The sequence below is a fragment of the Streptomyces sp. NPDC004266 genome (assembly GCF_042874095.1).
Lineage (GTDB): Bacteria > Actinomycetota > Actinomycetes > Streptomycetales > Streptomycetaceae > Streptomyces.
The window spans coordinates 230,989-247,489 of record NZ_JBIAMM010000008.1; the positions used below are offsets into that span (position 1 = coordinate 230,989).

Consider the following 16,501-nt stretch of genomic DNA (forward strand, 5'->3'; position numbering starts at 1 on the left):
ACGGCGTCAGCCTTCCATGCGTGCGCGCAGGAGTCGCTTGCCGAGTTCGGCGCCCTTGCGGCTGTCCGCCTGGGCCTTGCGGAAGAGTTCGACGACCTCGCTGTCGTTCTCGCGTTCCGCGTCCTGGATGTAGGTCTCCAGCCGCAGGGCGTTGGCCAGGCAGCTTTCGACGTACCAGAGGAGGTTGTAGTCCTTGTCCTTCGTGCCGGTGACTCCACCGGTCTCGGTGCCGCCGGCCGTTCCGCTCGTCATGGGTCTCCCTCTTTCCCTTGAACTGCCGCGTACGGCCACTGCCGCGTGCGACAGCTGCCGCGTACGACCCGACCGGCTGCCCGAGCCGCCGGAGGCACCGACGACGCCGTCGGCCTCTGCTTCCTCGCGGCCGGGGTACCGGGGTCGTGGTCTGGCGGTACCCGGTGCCCCGTTCCGTATGCGGACCTCCGCGCCCCCGCAGCGGCGGAACCGCGCTTCGCGCGCCGCGTCGAGGCCACGCCCCGCTCCGGCGACCCGGAGCCCGAGCCCGTCGATCCGCGGTGGACATCCGCCCGGCGGTCAGGCGGGCAGGGCGGCCTGGAGGCGGTCCCGGAGTTCCGCCCCGTGGAGATCGGCTATCGGCGCCAGGACGTCGGGGTGGCGCAGGAGGGCCGCCGACCGGTGGTCCTCCTCCGTCGGGTCGGTCAGGCGGCGGAAGGCCACGGGTGCGGTGCCGCCGTGCGCCGCGGCGACCGCTTCGGCGGCGCGGGAGGCCAGAGCCGGGGAGCCCAGGAGGCAGGCGGCCCAGCTGGTCACGACCTCGTCGACCCAGGAGCGCCAGGCTTCGGCGCACTCCGGCGCGGTGGCGTCCGCACCGGTGATCCAGTCGAGCCGGGACGCGCCTCCCGGCCCCGAGAGGGCCACGAGTTCGGCGTCCAGCTCCGTGGGGTAGCGCAGCAGGGCCGCCACCGTCACGGCCTGGCGGGCCTGGGCCTCCGCGAGGCCGCGCTGCAACGCGCCTCGGGCGGGCGGGTAGGCCTGGACGAGCCACTGCGTCGTCGCCGCCACGATGGGGGAGAGGAAGTCGTCTGCGGGCACGGCTGACCGTCCGTACGGAGAAGAGGCGGGAGAAGACCCCGGCACGATAACCGGCACCCCGCAGACCCGAAATGACGCAGGTCACGCGGCCCGGAACAGCGACACGCTGACAGCCGGGAATGACGGCCTTTTCCCCTCCCCTCGCGCTTCATTGGAAGTCCACAGCGGAAAAGGGAAAAGGAGAGGGACATGGGACACGGTGGCGATGTCATCGCCGAGCTCACCGCCGACCACCAGGAAGTGGAGGAGCTGTTCGCGAAGATCCAGGGGCTTCCTTCCGGGGACTCCCGCAAGAGGAACTACGCGGATCAGGTCACCATGGAGCTGGTGCGGCATTCGGTCGCGGAAGAGTCCTACCTCTATCCGGCGGTCCGGGAACACGTCCCCCAGGGCGACGAACTGGCCGACCAGGAACTCCGCGATCACGCCGCTGCCGAGCGCACGATGAAGGAGCTGGAGGGCTGCGCCGCCGACGATCCGCGGTTCGACGAGCTGATGACGCGGCTCATGAACGAAATCCGCTCCCACATCGCCGACGAGGAGAACGACCTTTTCCCCCGGCTGCGGCAGGCGTGCTCCGCCGACATGCTGAACGAATTGGGCGACAAAGTGCGGCAGGCCAAGAAGACGGCGCCGACCCGTCCCCACCCCTCCGCTCCCGACACGCCCCCGGCCAACAAGCTCCTCGCCCCCGGAATGGGTCTCGTCGACCGGCTGCGGGATGCCATGACCGGGCGCGGCAAGGACTGAGGCGCCCGCGTCCCGGTCCCGTGGGCCGGGACGCGCACCGCTTGGCCGGAGGCTCCAGGGGTAGACGCACGCCACCGAAAGGCCGGAAGGGAAAGGCGGAGGTGTCGGATGGATTCTCCGAGCGACCGCATCGCACGGCCCTGGGGCGGACGGACCGCCTACGGGCCCGGCGGGACATGGCCGGCCCGGGTGGACACGCACCTCGCCGAGGGCGTCACAGCGGCCGATGTCGAGCGATGGGTGCAGTCCGCGTCGCTGCTGCATTCGAACGGGGACGCGATGGACATCGCGGTGCGGGACGGCCGCATCGTCGGCGTCCGGGGACGTGCGGCGGACCGGGTGAACCGGGGCCGGCTGGGGCCGAAGGACCTCTTCGGCTGGCAGGCCAACCACGCCGCCGACCGGTTGCGCGCTCCGCTGGTCCGGGAGGGCGGCCGGCTGGTCGAGTGCGACTGGGACACGGCCATGGGCCGCGTGGTGGACCGCTCCCGTGAGCTCCTCTCCGCCCACGGCCCCGGAGCGATCGGGTTCTACACCACCGGGCAGCTGTTCCTGGAGGAGTACTACACCCTGGCCGTTCTGGCCCGCGCCGGGGTCGGCACCAACCACCTCGACGGCAACACCCGTCTGTGCACCGCCACCGCGGCCGAGGCGCTGAAGGAGTCGTTCGGCTGTGACGGCCAGCCCGGCTCGTACGCGGACGTGGACCACGCGGACACCCTCGCCCTGTTCGGCCACAACATGGCCGAGACGCAGCCGGTGCTGTGGATGCGGGTGCTGGACCGGCTGGAGGGCGGGGACCCACCGCGACTGCTGTGCGTGGACCCCCGTCCCACGGTGGTGGCCCGGCGCGCCGACGTCCACCTGGCGCCCCGCCTCGGAACCAACGTCGCCCTGCTCAACGCGCTCCTGCACGAGATCATCCGGAACGACCGGATCGACCACGCCTTCGTGGAGTCGCACACGGTGGGCTTCGAGGAACTCCGCAAGCAGGTCGCGGAGTGCACTCCCGCCTGGGCCGCGAGCGTCTGCGACGTGCCCGCCGCGGCCATCGGCCGGGCCGCGGAGCTGCTGGGCGGCGCCGAGCGGCTCCTGTCCACGGTGCTGCAGGGCGTCTACCAGTCGCACCAGGCCACGGCGGCCGCCGTCCAGGTCAACAACCTGCACCTGATCCGCGGGATGCTGGGACGGCCGGGCTGCGGCGTCCTGCAGATGAACGGCCAGCCGACCGCCCAGAACACCCGCGAGACCGGTGCCAACGGCGACCTGCCGGGCTTCCGCAACTGGCAGAACGACCAGCACGTCGCCGACCTGGCCCGGATCTGGAACGTCGACCCGTCGGACATCCCCCACTACGCCCCGCCGACCCCGGCGATGCAGATCTTCCGCTACGCCGAGCAGGGGTCGGTGCGCATGCTGTGGATCAGCGGCACCAATCCGGCCGTGTCCCTGCCGGACCTCGGCCGCATCCGCGGCGTCCTCGGGCAGGAGGGTCTCTTCACCGTCGTCCAGGACCTGTTCCTCACGGAGACCGCGCAGCTGGCCGACGTGGTGCTGCCGGCCGCGACGTGGGGCGAGAAGACCGGTACGTTCACCAACGCCGACCGGACCGTCCACCTCTCGGAGAAGGCGGTGGAGCCGCCGGGGGAGAGCCGCCCCGACCTGGACATCTTCCTGGACTACGCGCGGCGCATGGACTTCCGCGACCGCGACGGCGGCCCCTTGGTCACGTGGAGCACGCCCGAGGAGGCGTTCGAGGCGTGGAAACGCTGCAGCGCCGGCCGGCCGTGCGACTACACGGGGCTGACGTACGAGAGGCTGCGGGGCGGCAGCGGCATCCAGTGGCCCTGCAACGAGGACGCTCCCGACGGCACCGAGCGCCTCTACACCGAGGGCATCAGCTGGGCGCGTCCCGACGTCTGCGAGAGCTACGGCAAGGACCTGGTCACCGGCGCGTCCGTCGAGGTGGTCGAGTACCGGTCCCTCAACCCCGACGGCAAGGCGGTCGTCAAGGCCGCCGAGTACCTGCCGCCGCACGAGGACACCAGCGAGGAGTACCCCCTCCAGCTGACCACCGGCCGCACCCTCTACCACTTCCACACCCGCACCAAGACCGGCCGGGTGCCGCAGCTCGACGCCGCGGCCCCGGAGGTGTGGGCGGAGCTGAGCCCCACCGAGGCCGCCGCCCTGGACCTCCGCGAGGGGGACCTCGCCCGGATCACCACGGCGCGGGGGTCGCTGCGGGCCCGGGTCCGGATCACCGACATCCGCGACGGGCTCGTCTTCGTGCCCTTCCACTACGGCTACTGGGACACCCCCGGAGGCCATGGCCCCGCCTCGCCGGCGGAGGGCCGGGCCGCCAACGAGACGACGATCACCGACTGGGACCCTGCCTCCAAGCAGCCCCTGTTCAAGACGGCGGCGGCCCGCGTCGAACGCGTCGCACGCGGTGACGGCACGCCGGCTCCCGCCCCGACCACCACCGCCTCCGCCCCGTCCGCGCCGGACGGCGTCCCGGCCACCCGTGGAGGGCCGCGGGCCTACGCGACGGAGGAACGGCCATGAACGGCATCGCCCTCACCCTGCGGGCGCTCCACCGCGGCGAGCGCCGCCTGGAGCGGGAGCTCGCGGCCGTCGCGGACCGCCACCGCGCGGAGCACGAGGTCCACCACGTCGCCACCGATCTCGCCCGCTGGTCCGACGAGCACGCCGGCCGCATCGCGGACGCGGCCCGGGCCTACGGGCTCGACCTGCGGGGCGGCGCGGAGGAGGAGGCCGACGAGGGACCGCTCTCCCGGGTGCGGGAGAAGGCCGCCGGGTGGCCGGGGCACCGGCCGGAGCCCGGTCTTCTCCTCCTGCGTGACCTGCGCTCCCTCCACCTGGCGGCGGCCGGGAACTCCCTGTACTGGGAGATGCTCGCCCAGTACGCCCAGGCGGCGAAGGAGGACCGGCTCCTGACCCTGGCCTCCGACTGCCACCCGCGGACACTGCGGCAGATGCGCTGGACCAACACCATGATCAAGGTGGTCTCGCCGCAGATCCTCACCGGTCTCTGAGCCGAGCTCGCGGGACTCCGGCCGTCCGCGTCCACCGGGCGTGGCGGCCGTCGTCGGTCACGGCCAGGGCCGGCCGGCGGGCGGCGCGCTTCCGGCCAGTACCAGGAGCGCGGCGTCGAGGCCGGCCATGGCCAGGACCGCGACGAAGGGCACGCGTCCGCGCATCGGAGCGGGCGGTCCGGCCACCGCCACCACGCAGAGCGCGAGGGTCACGCCGAGCAGGCCCGCCCCGGCCGGGGACACCCGGCCCGTCGGGCCCGCCGTCAGCATCACGCAGGAGGCGAGGGCCAGGACCGCGGCCGACGCCACGGACCCGCGCCGGCCCGTTCTCTGCGGGAGTCCGCGCACCCCGGCCGCGAGGTCGTCGTCGATGTCCGGCAGGACGTTGGCGAAGTGGGCGCCGGTCCCCAGGAGCGCCGCCGCGGCGGTCAGCCACAGGGGTGGCCACGGGCGGCCGGGGAGAGCCAGCGTCAGGAACGCGGGCAGCAGTCCGAAGGCGACGGCGTACGGCAGCCAGGAGAGGACCGTCCGCTTGAGCCACAGGTTGTACGTCCAGCCGGCGGCGACGCAGCCGAGGTGCACCGCGCCGGCCGGGAGCCCGCGGCCGAGTGAGAGCGGGACGCAGACCAGCAGGGCCAGACAGGCCGCCGTGCCCACCGTCCCCGGCCGCGCGGCCCCCGTGGCCAGTGGCTTGTCACGGCGTCCGGCGGCCCGGTCGCGCCGCAGGTCCAGCCGGTCGTTGCACCATCCGATCGACAGCTGGCCCGCGGCGACCGCGGCCACCGCCCCGGCCCCCGGGCCGAAGTCCAGCCCGGAGGCAGCGGCCAGCAGCGCCGCGAGGAGTGTCACCGCCGCCGCCGGCACCGGGTGACTCGCCTTCAGCAGGCCTACGACGACCGGAAGTTCCCTCCGGCCCGGAACAGCCGGGACGGCGAGGCGGTGGGTTCCCTCGTCCGTGGTGGGGCGGCTTCCTTCGTCCGTGGTGGGGCGCACCGCACCACGCTAGGCGACGGCGCGCCCATGACCTCCGGGTTGAGGGTGTCGACGCCTCACCGTCCCTATGTTGGAGCAATGACCCGCGTCCTCGCGGTGAGCACGGCCTTCCCGCCGCACCGCTACATGCAGCACGAGATCACCGAAGACCTCGTCTCCGGCCTGCCGCCCGGATCCGACAGGGACGTCGTGCGCCGGTTGCACGCGGCCGTCGGCGTGAAGAGCCGTCATCTCGCTCTGCCCCTCGACCGCTACCGCGACCTCGGCGCTTTCGGCGAGACCAACCGTCTCTTCGTCGAACTGGCCACCGCGCTGGGCGCCGAAGCCGTCGAACGGGCTCTCCACGGCGCCGGCGTGCGCCCGGAGGACGTCGACCTGGTCGTCTCGACGACCGTGACCGGCATCGCGACGCCCTCCCTGGAGGCCCGCCTCGCGGCACGGATCGGCCTGCGGCCCGACGTCAGGCGCACGCCCCTGTTCGGGCTCGGATGCGCCGCGGGCGCCGCCGGTCTGGCGCGCGTCCACGACTTCCTCGACGGCCGGCCGGAGGGCACCGCGCTCCTCCTCTCCACCGAGCTCTGCTCGCTCACCTTGCAGCGCGCCGACACGTCGCCGGCGAACCTGGTGGCGAGCGGTCTGTTCGGGGACGGGGCCGCCGCGCTCGTGGCCGTCGGCGGTGACCGCTCCCCCGCGTCCTCCCGTACGGCGTCGCCCCCCTCCGGGTCCTCCGTGCCGAGCGTCGTGGCGGTACGCAGCCGCCTGTACCCCGGGACCGGGCACCTGTTGGGCTGGGACGTCGGCGACTGGGGCTTCCGCATGGTCCTCGGGCCCGAACTCCCCGAACTGGTCAGGCTGCACGTGACCGAGGAGGTCGAGTCCTTCCTCGCCGCGCACGACCTCAAGCCCGGTGACGTGGGGGCATGGATCTGTCACCCCGGCGGCCCGAAGATCCTGGACGCGCTCGCCGAAGGGCTCGGTCTGCCGGACTCGGCCCTCGCGGCGAGCCGCCGCGCCCTGGCCGCCCACGGCAACCTGTCCTCCGCGTCGGTCCTGCAGATCCTGGAGGACACCCGGACCGACCGGCCGCCGCCCGGGACGGTGGGCCTGATGCTCGCCTTCGGACCCGGCTTCTCGTCCGAACTCGTCCTCCTGGCCTGGTGAGGCCGGAGTGACCGTGACGCTGTACACCGTATCGGTCCTGCTGGTCGTCGCCGAGCGCTTCGCGGAACTCGCCGTGGCGCGACGCAACGGCACCTGGAGCCGGGCCCGGGGCGCCCTCGAGCACGGCGCCGGGCACTACCCGGTCATGGTCGTCCTGCACGCGGCGCTCCTCCTCGGCTGCCTCGTCGAGCCCCGGGCGGCCGACCGGCCCTTCCTGCCGCTGCTCGCCTGGCCCGCGCTCGCCCTCACGCTGGCCGCCCAGGCCCTGCGATGGTGGTGCATCGGCACGCTCGGGCCCCGCTGGCACACCCGGGTGCTGATCGTCCCCGGTCTCCCGCTCGTCGCCTCCGGCCCCTACCGCCGCTTCCGGCATCCCAACTACGTCGCGGTCGTCGTCGAGGGCGCGGCCCTGCCGCTGGTGCACACCGCCTGGCTGACCGCCCTGGGCTTCTCGCTCCTGAACGCGGCGCTGCTCGCCGTCCGCATCCGCTGCGAGAACACCGCGCTGGCGCCTTCGCACGCCCTCTCCTCCCCCGGTGCCGCGTCGTGATCGACCTCCTCGTCGTCGGCGGCGGGCCGGCGGGACTGGCCACCGCGATCCACGGAGCGCGACGAGGCCTCGACGTCATGGTCGCCGAGCCGCGGCCGGGGCCGATCGACAAGGCCTGCGGAGAGGGGTTGATGCCCTCGGCGGTGCGCGCCCTGAGCGCCCTCGGCGTACAGGTGCCCGGCCCCCGCCTCCGGGGCATCCGCTACGTCGACGCCGTCGGCGACCGAAGCGCCGAGGCCCGGTTCCGCGCCGGGGCCGGTCTCGGCGTACGCCGGACCGTGCTGCACGAGGCGCTCGCCGCCCGGGCCGCCCGGCTCGGCGTTCCGGTCGTCCCGCACCGCATCCGCCGGGTGACCCAGTCCGACGCGTACGTGACCGCCGACGGGATCACCGCCCGCTATCTCGTGGCGGCCGACGGGCTGCACTCCCCGACCCGGCGCGCGCTCGGCCTGACCGTACGGCCGGCCGCCACCCGGCGACACACGCCCCGGTACGGACTGCGGCGCCACTACGCCGTCGAGCCGTGGACCGATCTGGTCGAGGTGCACTGGTCCGCCGACTGCGAGGCGTACGTCACTCCGCTCGGACCGCGACAGGTCGGCGTCGCCGTCCTCACCTCACGCCAACTCCCCTTCGACGAGCAGCTGCTGCGTTTCCCCCACCTGGCCGCCCGGCTGCGCAGCGCCGACAGGACACCGGTCAGGGGCGCCGGGCCGCTCCGCCAGCAGGCCCGTTCGCGGGTGGCCGGCCGGGTGCTGTTCGTCGGCGACGCCGCCGGGTACGTCGACGCGCTGACCGGCGAGGGCCTCACCCTGGCCCTGACGGCGGCGGACGCCCTCGTACGCTGCCTCCGCGAGGGCCGCCCGCAGGAGTACGAACGGGCCTGGTGCCGCTTGTCCCGCAGCTACCGCCTCCTGACGGGGTCCCTGCTCTGGGTCCGGAACCAGCCGCCGCTGGCCCCCCTGATCACTCCGGCGGCTGCCCGGTTCCCCGGCCTTTTCCGGGGCGCCGTGAACCTGCTCGCCTGACCGTCGTCCCCCGTGGCCGGAAAGCCGTTGGCAGGTCGCCCCGGGAGTCTTGTATGGTTCCTCCCGAATCATCCAGAGGGGTGGAGGGACCGGCCCTACGAAGCCCCGGCAACTCCCCGGTCGACTCGGCGTTCCCTGTTCGCGCCGTGCCGTCGGGATCAGTGCCAACTCCGGCCCGCGCCAACGTGGCGCGGGAAAAGATGAGGAGACACGGTGCTCTCTGTGCTGCCCTTCGCCCAGGCTCTGCCCACGCCGGGCTTCCCCCGTACCCGTCTCGTGACCGCGGTGCATCGGCCGACCGCTTCGGCCCTTTCCCGCTGATCACCCCTGCCCTCCCCGGGCGAGGCCTCCGCGAACCACGGCTCGCGGACGAGACTGGAGTACCCCTTTTCGTGAACGCATCCGATGTTTCCAGTGGTGTCGGTGTCCTCGACAAGGCCACCGTGATCCTCGGCGCGCTGGCGGCGGGCCCGGCCACTCTGGCCGAGCTGGTCGCCGCCACCGGCCTGGCACGGCCCACGGCCCACCGGCTCGCCACCGCGCTCGAACACCACCGCATGGTCGCCAGGGACCTGCAGGGCCGCTTCGTGCTCGGCCCCCGGCTCGCCGAGCTCTCGGCCGTCGCGGGCGAGGACTGCCTGCTGGTCGCGGCCGGCCCGGTCCTCACCTCGCTCCGGGACACCACCGGGGAGAGCACACAGCTCTACCGCCGCCAGGGTGAGGTGCGCGTCTGCGTCGCCGCCGCCGAACGGGCCGCCGGCCTGCGCGACATCGTGCCCGTGGGCTCCGCACTCCCCATGAAGGTGGGCTCCGCCGCCCAGGTCCTGCTCGCCTGGGAGGACCCCGAACGCTACTACCACGGTCTGCAGGGGGCGCGCTTCACGGCCACCGCCCTCGGCGGCGTACGGCGCCGGGGCTGGGCCCAGTCGATCGGTGAACGCGAACCGGGAATGGCCTCCGTCTCGGCGCCGGTGCGCGACCCGGCCCATCGCGTCGTGGCCGCCCTCACGGTCACCGGCCCGATCCAACGCCTCACCCGTCACCCCGGCGCCCGGCTCGCGAAGGCCGCCGTCGACGCGGCCGACCGCCTCACCGACGCCATGCGCCACTCCTGACCGCGGTGCCGTCGGCAGGAGGCCGGGGCGGTCGCAGAGGCGGTGAGGGGTGTACGGGTCGACAGCGGCCCTCCGCGCCCGGCACGGTGGCCGGGCGTTACGAGCGGCGGGCTACGGCGTCACCGGGCGGGGATCGGCTGGGTGAGGTTCACCGGGTTGCCGTCGGGGTCCTTGATGTGGGCGACGCGCTGTCCCCACGGCATGTCGTTGGCGCCGCCGCCGACCGAGCCTCCCAGCGCCGCCACCCGGCCGAGCGTCTCGTCGACGTCGTCGACGCCGATGCTGAGCAGGATCCGCGGCGCCTCCCGGTCCCCCGGGTCCGCCGTGGCCACCAGCCCGAGGTCGGTGTCTCCGATGCGCAGGCCGAGGTAGAAGAGCGGGCCTTCCTCCGGGATCCGGGAGACCTCCTCCGCGCCGAACAGTTTCGTGTAGAAGCCGAGCAGGACGTCCGGGTCGGCAGTGAGGATCACCGGCTGGATGGTGGACATGGCACTCCTGTCGTGAACGGTCGTGTCACCGGGTGGACCGTTCGGGGACGGAGAACTCATCGGCGGGGAGGAAACCGTGCCGCTCCGGCTCGGGGGGCGCGGCCGGACCTGCCCCAGCGGCCCGGGCGTGAGTTCCGGACGGTGCCCCGGGCCTCGTGCTCCGGCGTCTCCTCCGGGTTCGTCGCCGCGTCCGCGCCCGGTTCGCGGCGGACCGGCCAGAGCGCGAGTTCGAGGCCGGAGGTGCTGCCGCCGGCGGTGACGGGGTCGCCGTCGCCGACGACGCGGGCGTTCCTCACCAGGCCGCCCTCCGCGGTTCCCGCCTGTTTCCGGGAACCCGGCGCTCCGTCCGTCCGACTCCTCCACCGCACGAGCACGGCGGTACGGCGGCGCTGAAGGGCACGGGATGGGCGGACTGGACATACGGATGCGGGGTGTCGCGTGCCGGCACGGCCGTACCGAGGCGGTCGCCGGGGTCGATCTGGAGATCGCCGCCGGCGAGCGGGTGGCGCTGACGGGGACGAACGGGTCCGGGAAGACGACGCTGCTGCGCGCGGTCCTCGGGCTGCACCGGCAGGTCGGCGGCACCGTCGAGGTCGGCGGGCGGTCCGCCCGCACGGCGGCCGAGTGGGCGTGGCGGCGGCGGTCCTGTGCGTGGATCCCGCAGAAGCCGGCCGCCGGGAGGTTCCCCCTGCGCGGGGACGAGCTCCTGGCGAGCAGCGGCGCGCCGGCGGAGGCGGCCGGGGGCGCCGAGCGGCTGGGCGTCGGGGCGCTGACCGGCCGGCCCGTGGACACGCTGTCCGGTGGGCAGTTGCAGCGCATGTACCTGGCACGGGCCGTCGGCTGCGTCGCGGCCGGTGCGCGGGTGCTCCTCGCCGACGAGCCGACCGCCGCCCTCGACTTCGCCGGGCAGGAGGAGGCCGCCGACGTGCTGACCGCGCTGCCGGTGACGCTCGTCGTGGTGACCCATGACCGGGCGCTCGCCGAGCGGTGCGACCGGGTCCTGGAGATGGCCGCCGGCCGGCTCAGGGAGGTCCGGTGACTGCTCTCGCGACGGCCGACCTCGGGGCCGTGCTCCAGCTCGTGCCCGTCCGGCGGGCCGGTGTCGCCCTGCTCCTGGCAGCCGTCGGGCTGCCGGTGATCGGCGTGATCATCGTGGGCCTCGACATCATGCCGGTGCGCTTCGCGATGATGCACGTGGCCCTGCTCGGCATCGCGGTCGGCCTTCTGACCGGACTGGATCCGATGCTGTGCGCGCTGGTGGCGTGCGCCCTCTCCGGAGCGGGGGTCGCCCCGCTGGCCCGTACGCCCGGCGGACTGTCCGGCGCCATGGGCCTGTTGATGAGCCTGGCCGTCGCGGCCGCGCTGCTCGTCCTCGCCGTCTCCGGGGTCGACGCCTCGGGCGCCTTCGCGCTCCTGTGGGGCTCGATCCTGTCGGTCGGCACCGCCGACCTCGTCGTCCTCGCCGCGCTCGCCGTGGTCGTCCCGGTCCTGTTCCGGTGGAGGCGCAGGGACGTGGCCCTCCTCCTGTACGACCGTGAGCTCGCCGAGTGTTCGGGCGTACCGGTCCGCCTCCTCACCACCGCCCTCCTCGTGCTCGTCGCGGTCGCGGTCGCCGGCACGATCAGACTGACCGGTGCCCTGCTCGTCGACGCGCTCACCCTGCTGCCCGCGCTCGCCGCGCGGCGGCTCGGCCGCTCGCTGTGGTCGATGACCCTCTGGGCGGTCGGCATCGGCCTCGCCGTCAACCTCACCGGCTTCCTGCTGGCCCTCTGGCTGGACTGGCCTCCGGGCCCGGTCCTCGTCCTCACGGCGGGGGCCGTCGTCCTCGCCGCGCACCTCGTCCCCGAACGGAGAAACAGCTCATGGCGCGCACCCGCGTCCGTACCCCCCACATCGCTTCCCTCGTCGCACTGACCGCGGCGGTTCCGCTCCTCACCGGATGCGGGAGCGAGGACGCCTCGGGCCCGGAGGGGCACAAGGCCGCGGGGCACAAGCCGGTGGTGGTGGTCACGACCACCTGGGAGGGGGCCTTCGCCAAGGCCGCCGGGGCCGAGGACGTCACGGTGATCGTGCCGCGGTCGGTCCACCACGCCCCCGACTACGACCCGAAGCCCTCGGACCTGGCCGCCGTCGCGAAGGCCGACTTCGTGCTGTACGCGCCGTTCGAGCCGTACGCCGCGAAGATCAAGGAGGCCGCCGGGTCGAAGGCGAAGCTGGTGGAGGTGAACCTCGACAACGACCCGGCGAAGGCGGGCGCCGAAGTCACGCGCCTGGGCGGGCTGTTCGGTACGGAGGAGGCCGCCGCACGGTTCAAGGAGCGCCTCGACGGTGAGGTCGCCGAGCTGAACGGCGAGCTCAGGGCCGCGTGGCCGGGCGGGAGGAGCCCGTCCGTCGCCGCCCAGGTCTTCACCGGGTGGGCCGCGGGGCTCGCCGGCGCGACGACGGTGGGGACGTACGGCCCCGAGCCCGTCACCCCGGCCCAACTGGCCGCGCTCTCCGCGAAGAAGCCCGCTTTCGTCCTCGACAACGCCCACATGTCGGCGGGAACCGTCCTGCCCGACACCGGCGCCGAGCAGGTGGAGATCGTGAACTACCCGGGCGAGGACCTGGACCTGCTCGCCGTGTACCGGGGCGCGGCCGCCGAGCTGAAGAAGGCGATGAGCGGATCCTGACCGCATGCGGTGAGGGGAGGGTCGCGCGTCGGCGCGGCCCTCCCCTCCTGTCATGCCTGCGCCGGTACGGTGGACCGCCCGTCCACGGCCCGGCGTCTGAGCGCGGCCCGGTCCGGCTTGCCCGCGGCGGTGAGCGGCAGCGCGTCCAGGACCAGCACGTGCTCCGGGTGCTTGTGCCGGTCCACGCCACGGGCGGTGAGGTACGTGCCGAGGCCGTCCGGGGTCGGGCGCTCCACGCCCCTGGGCACCACGCAGGCCACCAGCCGCTCCCCCATCAGCGGGTCGGGGACGCCGACGCAGACGACGTCCCGGACCGCGGGGTGGCCGGTCAGTTCGCGTTCCACCTCGGCCGGGCTGATGTTGGCGCCGCCGCGTATGACGACGTCCTTGAGGCGTCCGACGACGTGCAGGACGCCGTCCTCGTCGAGGTAGCCGAGGTCGCCGGTGCGGACCCAGCCCTCGGGGGTGCGGTAGCGGGCGTCGAGGTCCGGGGAGGCGACGTAGCGGAGCGGGGTCATGGGGCCGCGCGAGACGATCTCGCCGATGTGTCCGTCGGGCAGCGGTTCGTGGCTCTCGGGGTCGGCGACGCGGATCTCGGCGACGCGCGGGTCGGGCCGTCCCACGACGGTCCCGGAGCGGTCGGTCGGCGGGACCTTGTGGTCCAGGCCGGTGTGGCAGTTGACGCCGTCGGCCGATCCGTACAGGTTGACGACGGAGCATCCGAACGCGTCCGCGGCGGCGGACGCGGTGGCTTCGTCGAGCGGGGCGCCCCCGAGGACGAGCGCGGTGGGGGCGGGCACGTGCCCGCCCGTTCGCTCCAGGTGTTCCAGCATCATCCGGATCATGGTGGGGACGCCGAGGACGTGGGTGGGCGTGTGTTCCCGCATCGCCGCGAGCGCGGCCTCGGGGGTGAAGTGGTCGATCAGGACGAGGGATCCGCCGTGTCGGGCGAGGGTGACGGCCGTGCCGTTCGAGCCGAAGGCGGAGCCGAGCGGGACGAGGAAGAGGCACCGGGGCGGGGTGTCGTCGGGGATGAGGGAGGCGAGGAAGTTGCCCCGCCCGCCGGCCAGGGCGTTGTGGGAGTAGGCGATCATCTTCGGCTCCGCCTCGGAGCCGGAGGAGACGAGGATGCGGGCCGCTCTGTCGGGGTCGGGCCGGGCCGCGACGAAGCGGGCGGGGTCGGTGCGCAGGAGCCCTCGGAGAGGAATCGTTCCTTCGGGTGCGGCGCCCGGTCCGGCGGAGACCACGTGCCGGAGGGCCGGCAGGGCGGGCCGGAGCGCGGCGAGGCCGGCGGCGTGGGTCTGGCCGCGGTGTTCGGTGGCGGCGACGACGGCGACGGCCTCCGCGCGGCGCAGCAGGCACTCGGCCTCCACCGCCCCGCGCCCCACCGGGAAGGGGAGGGCCACGGCCCCGAGGGCGGCGACGGCCAGGTCGGCGATGACGGCGTTTCGGTGGTTGGGAAGCTGGACGGCGACGACGTCGCCGGGGCCGACGCCGAGCCCGCGCAGGCCCTCGGCCAGGCTTCTGACCTTGCGGTCGAGAGCCGTGTAACAGAGTGCGCCCTTGGCGTCGAGGATCGCCGTCCGGTGCAGATCGGCGATCTGCCGGGCCCGGAAGAGGCTGTAGAGGTCGAGGTCCGGGCAGGTGCCGTCCAGCGCCCATGAGCGGCGGAGTCCGGCGGGCAGCAGGTCCGTGAGGGTGACGGTCACAGGAGGCTCCAGGGGTCGGGGACGGCGGGGGCGCCGTGCGCGTCCCGGCCGATCGGGCCGGACAGGCGCGGGTCGTGCCGCAGGTCGGACAGGTCGGTGGTGACGGCGGTCGCGGTCAGGCCGTGGGAGCGCAGCCGGTGCAGGGCGTCCTCGGTGCACATGCCGCTCAGGTCGTACGCGGCGGCGGCCGCCGCGCAGGGGTCGCTCGGCGCGATCCAGCCGTCGGAGGTGCGGACCGGGCGCCGGAACCCGGCCGGCGGCCGGGGGTCGTGTCCGCGCCGGACCCGTTCCAGGGCCGGGGCGAGCAGCGTGTCGGCCGCGCCGAGGAGCGAGGAGTCGACCCGTACGCCGTGACCGGTGCGCTCGCGCAGGAGCAGACCGGCCAGGACGGCCTCGGCGCCGTGCAGGCCGCCGAGGACGTCGAGCAGGGTCATGAGGGAGGGCGCGGGCGGCTCGTCGGCGGGGTGGACGGCCTCGCCGACGCCCGTACGGGCCTGCACCATGAAGTCCGTGCCCATGGGGGCGTCCGGGATCCGGTCCGCCCATCCACCCGTGTAGGCGTGGACGAGGGCGGGGTTGGCCGCGGCCAGGTGTTCGGCGTCGAGTTCGAGCTCGGTCGCCTTGCCCGGGGCCCAGTTGTGCAGGAACACGTCCGCCTCGGCGGCCAGTCCGCGCAGGCGGCGCCGGTCGTCGGGCGACTTGATGTCGATCTCGACGGCCTCCTTGCCCCGGTTGAGGGCGAGCCAGCGGGCGGAGACGCCGGAGCAGGCGGGCGGCATGCCGCGCAGCGGGTCCCCGCCCGGCGGCTCGATCCGGATCACGCGGGCACCCAGCAGGCCCAGCAGGTGGGCGGCCAGCGGTGCCTGGATCCGGCGGCCCGCCTCCAGGACCGTCATTCCCTCCAGCGGCCGGACCGGGCTGACCGGCCGCGCGGCCGCGGGAACGCCGGGCAGGAGGAGGCGCAGGGACCAGGGATCCGCCCCGTCGTCCTCCGTCGCGCGCTCCGCGAGCGCGCGCAGGGGACACACCTCGGCTCCGGAGGCGGCGGCCGCCTGACGGATCCGTTCCAGGGGATGCGTGCGGGCGATCTCGTGCAGGACCGGCGGGAAGGGCGCGCAGGCCGTCGCGTACCGGAACTGGAACGGCCGCCAGCCCGCCCGCATCGCGTCCGCCGGAGCGTCGAGGGCCCGCCAGAAGCCGGCCCAGGCTCCGGGGTCGAGTGTCTCCAGCTCGAAGACGACGCCCTCGGCCGACGTGAACGGCGGGCCGCCGACGCCGATGCCGACGGCTTCGGGCTCGTCGGCATCGGAAGCCGCCAGGTACTGGGAGACGGCGAGCAGACCGGCCCGGTCGGCCGTGGTGGTCACGTGGCGGGGGCCGTCGCCGCCGCGCGCCTGGGCGACGAGCCCGGCGAGGAGCCCCTGGACGGTGAGCACGCCGGTGGCGGTGGCGAGGTGGTCGACGCCGAGGCCGCGCGGCGCGCCGTGGCGGCGGCCGTGCACGGCCATCACGCCGGTGGCGGCCTGGGCGGTGGCCTCGTCCTCGATCCCGGAGCCGGGCGCACCCCAGCCGGTACGGGCGGTGACGGGCGCGAACCCGGCGCCGCCGAGAGCGATCTCCGCCGACGCCGTGTCCCGCACCCGCCCCCCGAGGCGTCTCAGGTGGTCGGCGACGACCCTGGTGAGGGCCGAGGGGCCACCGATGTCGAAACACAGGGCGTCGAGCGGACGCGGGACGTCGAGCGGGCGGCGGACCTCGGTGTGCGGAGGCGCTGATGACGCCATGCCTCTCCTCTCCTCGCGCGGCGATGGCCGGCGCACGGGACTGTCACGGGCGCGGGAACCGGCGGGCGGGTGCGCCCGACCACTTCCACGGGCAGGCAGTCGTACGCGCGTTCTGCCGAGTTCC

Annotated in this window: 17 protein-coding genes and 1 riboswitch; of the genes, 10 read left to right on the forward strand and 7 right to left on the reverse strand. The window is 74.5% G+C overall.

Annotated features, from left to right (window positions below; all coding sequences use genetic code 11):
* Window positions 1-6: 6 nt before the first annotated feature.
* Window positions 7-252, reverse strand: a complete 246-nt coding sequence (locus tag ACFYUZ_RS21010) for a hypothetical protein (protein ID WP_389311374.1) — start codon at window positions 250-252, stop codon at window positions 7-9.
* 300 nt (window positions 253-552) lie between these two features.
* Window positions 553-1,071, reverse strand: coding sequence for a hypothetical protein (locus tag ACFYUZ_RS21015; RefSeq protein ID WP_389311376.1), 519 nt, complete (start codon window positions 1,069-1,071; stop codon window positions 553-555).
* Between the two features lie 189 nt (window positions 1,072-1,260).
* Between ACFYUZ_RS21015 and ACFYUZ_RS21020 the strand changes: the two genes are divergently transcribed.
* From ACFYUZ_RS21020 to ACFYUZ_RS21030, 3 genes are all read left to right on the forward strand, one after another.
* Window positions 1,261-1,821, forward strand: coding sequence for a hemerythrin domain-containing protein (locus tag ACFYUZ_RS21020; RefSeq protein ID WP_389311378.1), 561 nt, complete (start codon window positions 1,261-1,263; stop codon window positions 1,819-1,821).
* 108 nt (window positions 1,822-1,929) lie between these two features.
* Entirely contained in the window at window positions 1,930-4,386 is a 2,457-nt protein-coding gene (locus ACFYUZ_RS21025) for a molybdopterin oxidoreductase family protein (RefSeq protein WP_389311380.1), read from the forward strand.
* Entirely contained in the window at window positions 4,383-4,877 is a 495-nt protein-coding gene (locus tag ACFYUZ_RS21030) for a hypothetical protein (protein ID WP_389311382.1), read from the forward strand. The genes ACFYUZ_RS21025 and ACFYUZ_RS21030 overlap by 4 nt, the downstream gene beginning before the upstream one ends.
* Window positions 4,878-4,934: 57 nt before the next feature.
* Here ACFYUZ_RS21030 and ACFYUZ_RS21035 read toward each other — a convergent pair whose 3' ends face one another.
* Window positions 4,935-5,870 (reverse strand): UbiA family prenyltransferase, encoded by a 936-nt coding sequence (locus ACFYUZ_RS21035; protein WP_389311384.1) that lies wholly within the window; start codon window positions 5,868-5,870, stop codon window positions 4,935-4,937.
* Window positions 5,871-5,948: 78 nt separating this feature from the next.
* On the opposite strand from ACFYUZ_RS21035, the gene ACFYUZ_RS21040 reads away from it, so the two are divergent.
* From ACFYUZ_RS21040 to ACFYUZ_RS21055, 4 genes are all read left to right on the forward strand, one after another.
* Complete coding sequence (locus ACFYUZ_RS21040; protein ID WP_389311386.1) at window positions 5,949-7,031, forward strand: type III polyketide synthase; 1,083 nt, start codon at window positions 5,949-5,951, stop codon at window positions 7,029-7,031.
* Window positions 7,032-7,044: 13 nt separating this feature from the next.
* Window positions 7,045-7,581, forward strand: coding sequence for an isoprenylcysteine carboxyl methyltransferase family protein (locus ACFYUZ_RS21045; protein ID WP_389311388.1), 537 nt, complete (start codon window positions 7,045-7,047; stop codon window positions 7,579-7,581).
* Complete coding sequence (locus tag ACFYUZ_RS21050; protein WP_389311390.1) at window positions 7,578-8,609, forward strand: NAD(P)/FAD-dependent oxidoreductase; 1,032 nt, start codon at window positions 7,578-7,580, stop codon at window positions 8,607-8,609. The genes ACFYUZ_RS21045 and ACFYUZ_RS21050 overlap by 4 nt, the downstream gene beginning before the upstream one ends.
* A 65-nt stretch (window positions 8,610-8,674) precedes the next feature.
* Window positions 8,675-8,816, forward strand: a riboswitch (SAM riboswitch).
* A 185-nt stretch (window positions 8,817-9,001) separates the two neighbouring features.
* Window positions 9,002-9,724: an IclR family transcriptional regulator gene (locus tag ACFYUZ_RS21055; protein WP_389311392.1), complete on the forward strand. Its 723-nt coding sequence runs from the start codon at window positions 9,002-9,004 to the stop codon at window positions 9,722-9,724.
* A gap of 119 nt (window positions 9,725-9,843) precedes the next feature.
* On the opposite strand, the gene ACFYUZ_RS21060 is transcribed toward ACFYUZ_RS21055, so the two are convergent.
* Window positions 9,844-10,212 carry a VOC family protein gene (locus ACFYUZ_RS21060; RefSeq protein WP_389311394.1) on the reverse strand — a complete coding sequence of 123 codons (369 nt, stop codon included), beginning with the start codon at window positions 10,210-10,212 and terminating at the stop codon, window positions 9,844-9,846.
* 56 nt (window positions 10,213-10,268) lie between these two features.
* Complete coding sequence (locus ACFYUZ_RS21065) at window positions 10,269-10,508, reverse strand: hypothetical protein (RefSeq protein ID WP_389311396.1); 240 nt, start codon at window positions 10,506-10,508, stop codon at window positions 10,269-10,271.
* 107 nt (window positions 10,509-10,615) lie between these two features.
* On the opposite strand from ACFYUZ_RS21065, the gene ACFYUZ_RS21070 reads away from it, so the two are divergent.
* The 3 genes from ACFYUZ_RS21070 to ACFYUZ_RS21080 are packed head-to-tail and all read left to right on the forward strand — an operon-like array spanning window position 10,616 to window position 12,884.
* Window positions 10,616-11,251, forward strand: a complete 636-nt coding sequence (locus ACFYUZ_RS21070; protein ID WP_389311398.1) for a metal ABC transporter ATP-binding protein — start codon at window positions 10,616-10,618, stop codon at window positions 11,249-11,251.
* On the forward strand, window positions 11,248-12,126 hold the full coding sequence (locus ACFYUZ_RS21075; protein ID WP_389311400.1) for a metal ABC transporter permease: 879 nt from the start codon (window positions 11,248-11,250) through the stop codon (window positions 12,124-12,126). Before ACFYUZ_RS21070 ends, ACFYUZ_RS21075 begins: the two co-directional genes overlap by 4 nt.
* On the forward strand, window positions 12,075-12,884 hold the full coding sequence (locus ACFYUZ_RS21080; RefSeq protein WP_389311402.1) for a metal ABC transporter solute-binding protein, Zn/Mn family: 810 nt from the start codon (window positions 12,075-12,077) through the stop codon (window positions 12,882-12,884). Before ACFYUZ_RS21075 ends, ACFYUZ_RS21080 begins: the two co-directional genes overlap by 52 nt.
* A 50-nt stretch (window positions 12,885-12,934) precedes the next feature.
* Here ACFYUZ_RS21080 and ACFYUZ_RS21085 read toward each other — a convergent pair whose 3' ends face one another.
* Both ACFYUZ_RS21085 and ACFYUZ_RS21090 read right to left on the reverse strand, forming a co-directional pair.
* Window positions 12,935-14,593, reverse strand: coding sequence for a class I adenylate-forming enzyme family protein (locus ACFYUZ_RS21085; protein ID WP_389311404.1), 1,659 nt, complete (start codon window positions 14,591-14,593; stop codon window positions 12,935-12,937).
* Window positions 14,590-16,377, reverse strand: coding sequence for a CoA transferase (locus ACFYUZ_RS21090; protein WP_389311406.1), 1,788 nt, complete (start codon window positions 16,375-16,377; stop codon window positions 14,590-14,592). The genes ACFYUZ_RS21085 and ACFYUZ_RS21090 overlap by 4 nt, the downstream gene beginning before the upstream one ends.
* Window positions 16,378-16,501 lie beyond the last annotated feature (124 nt).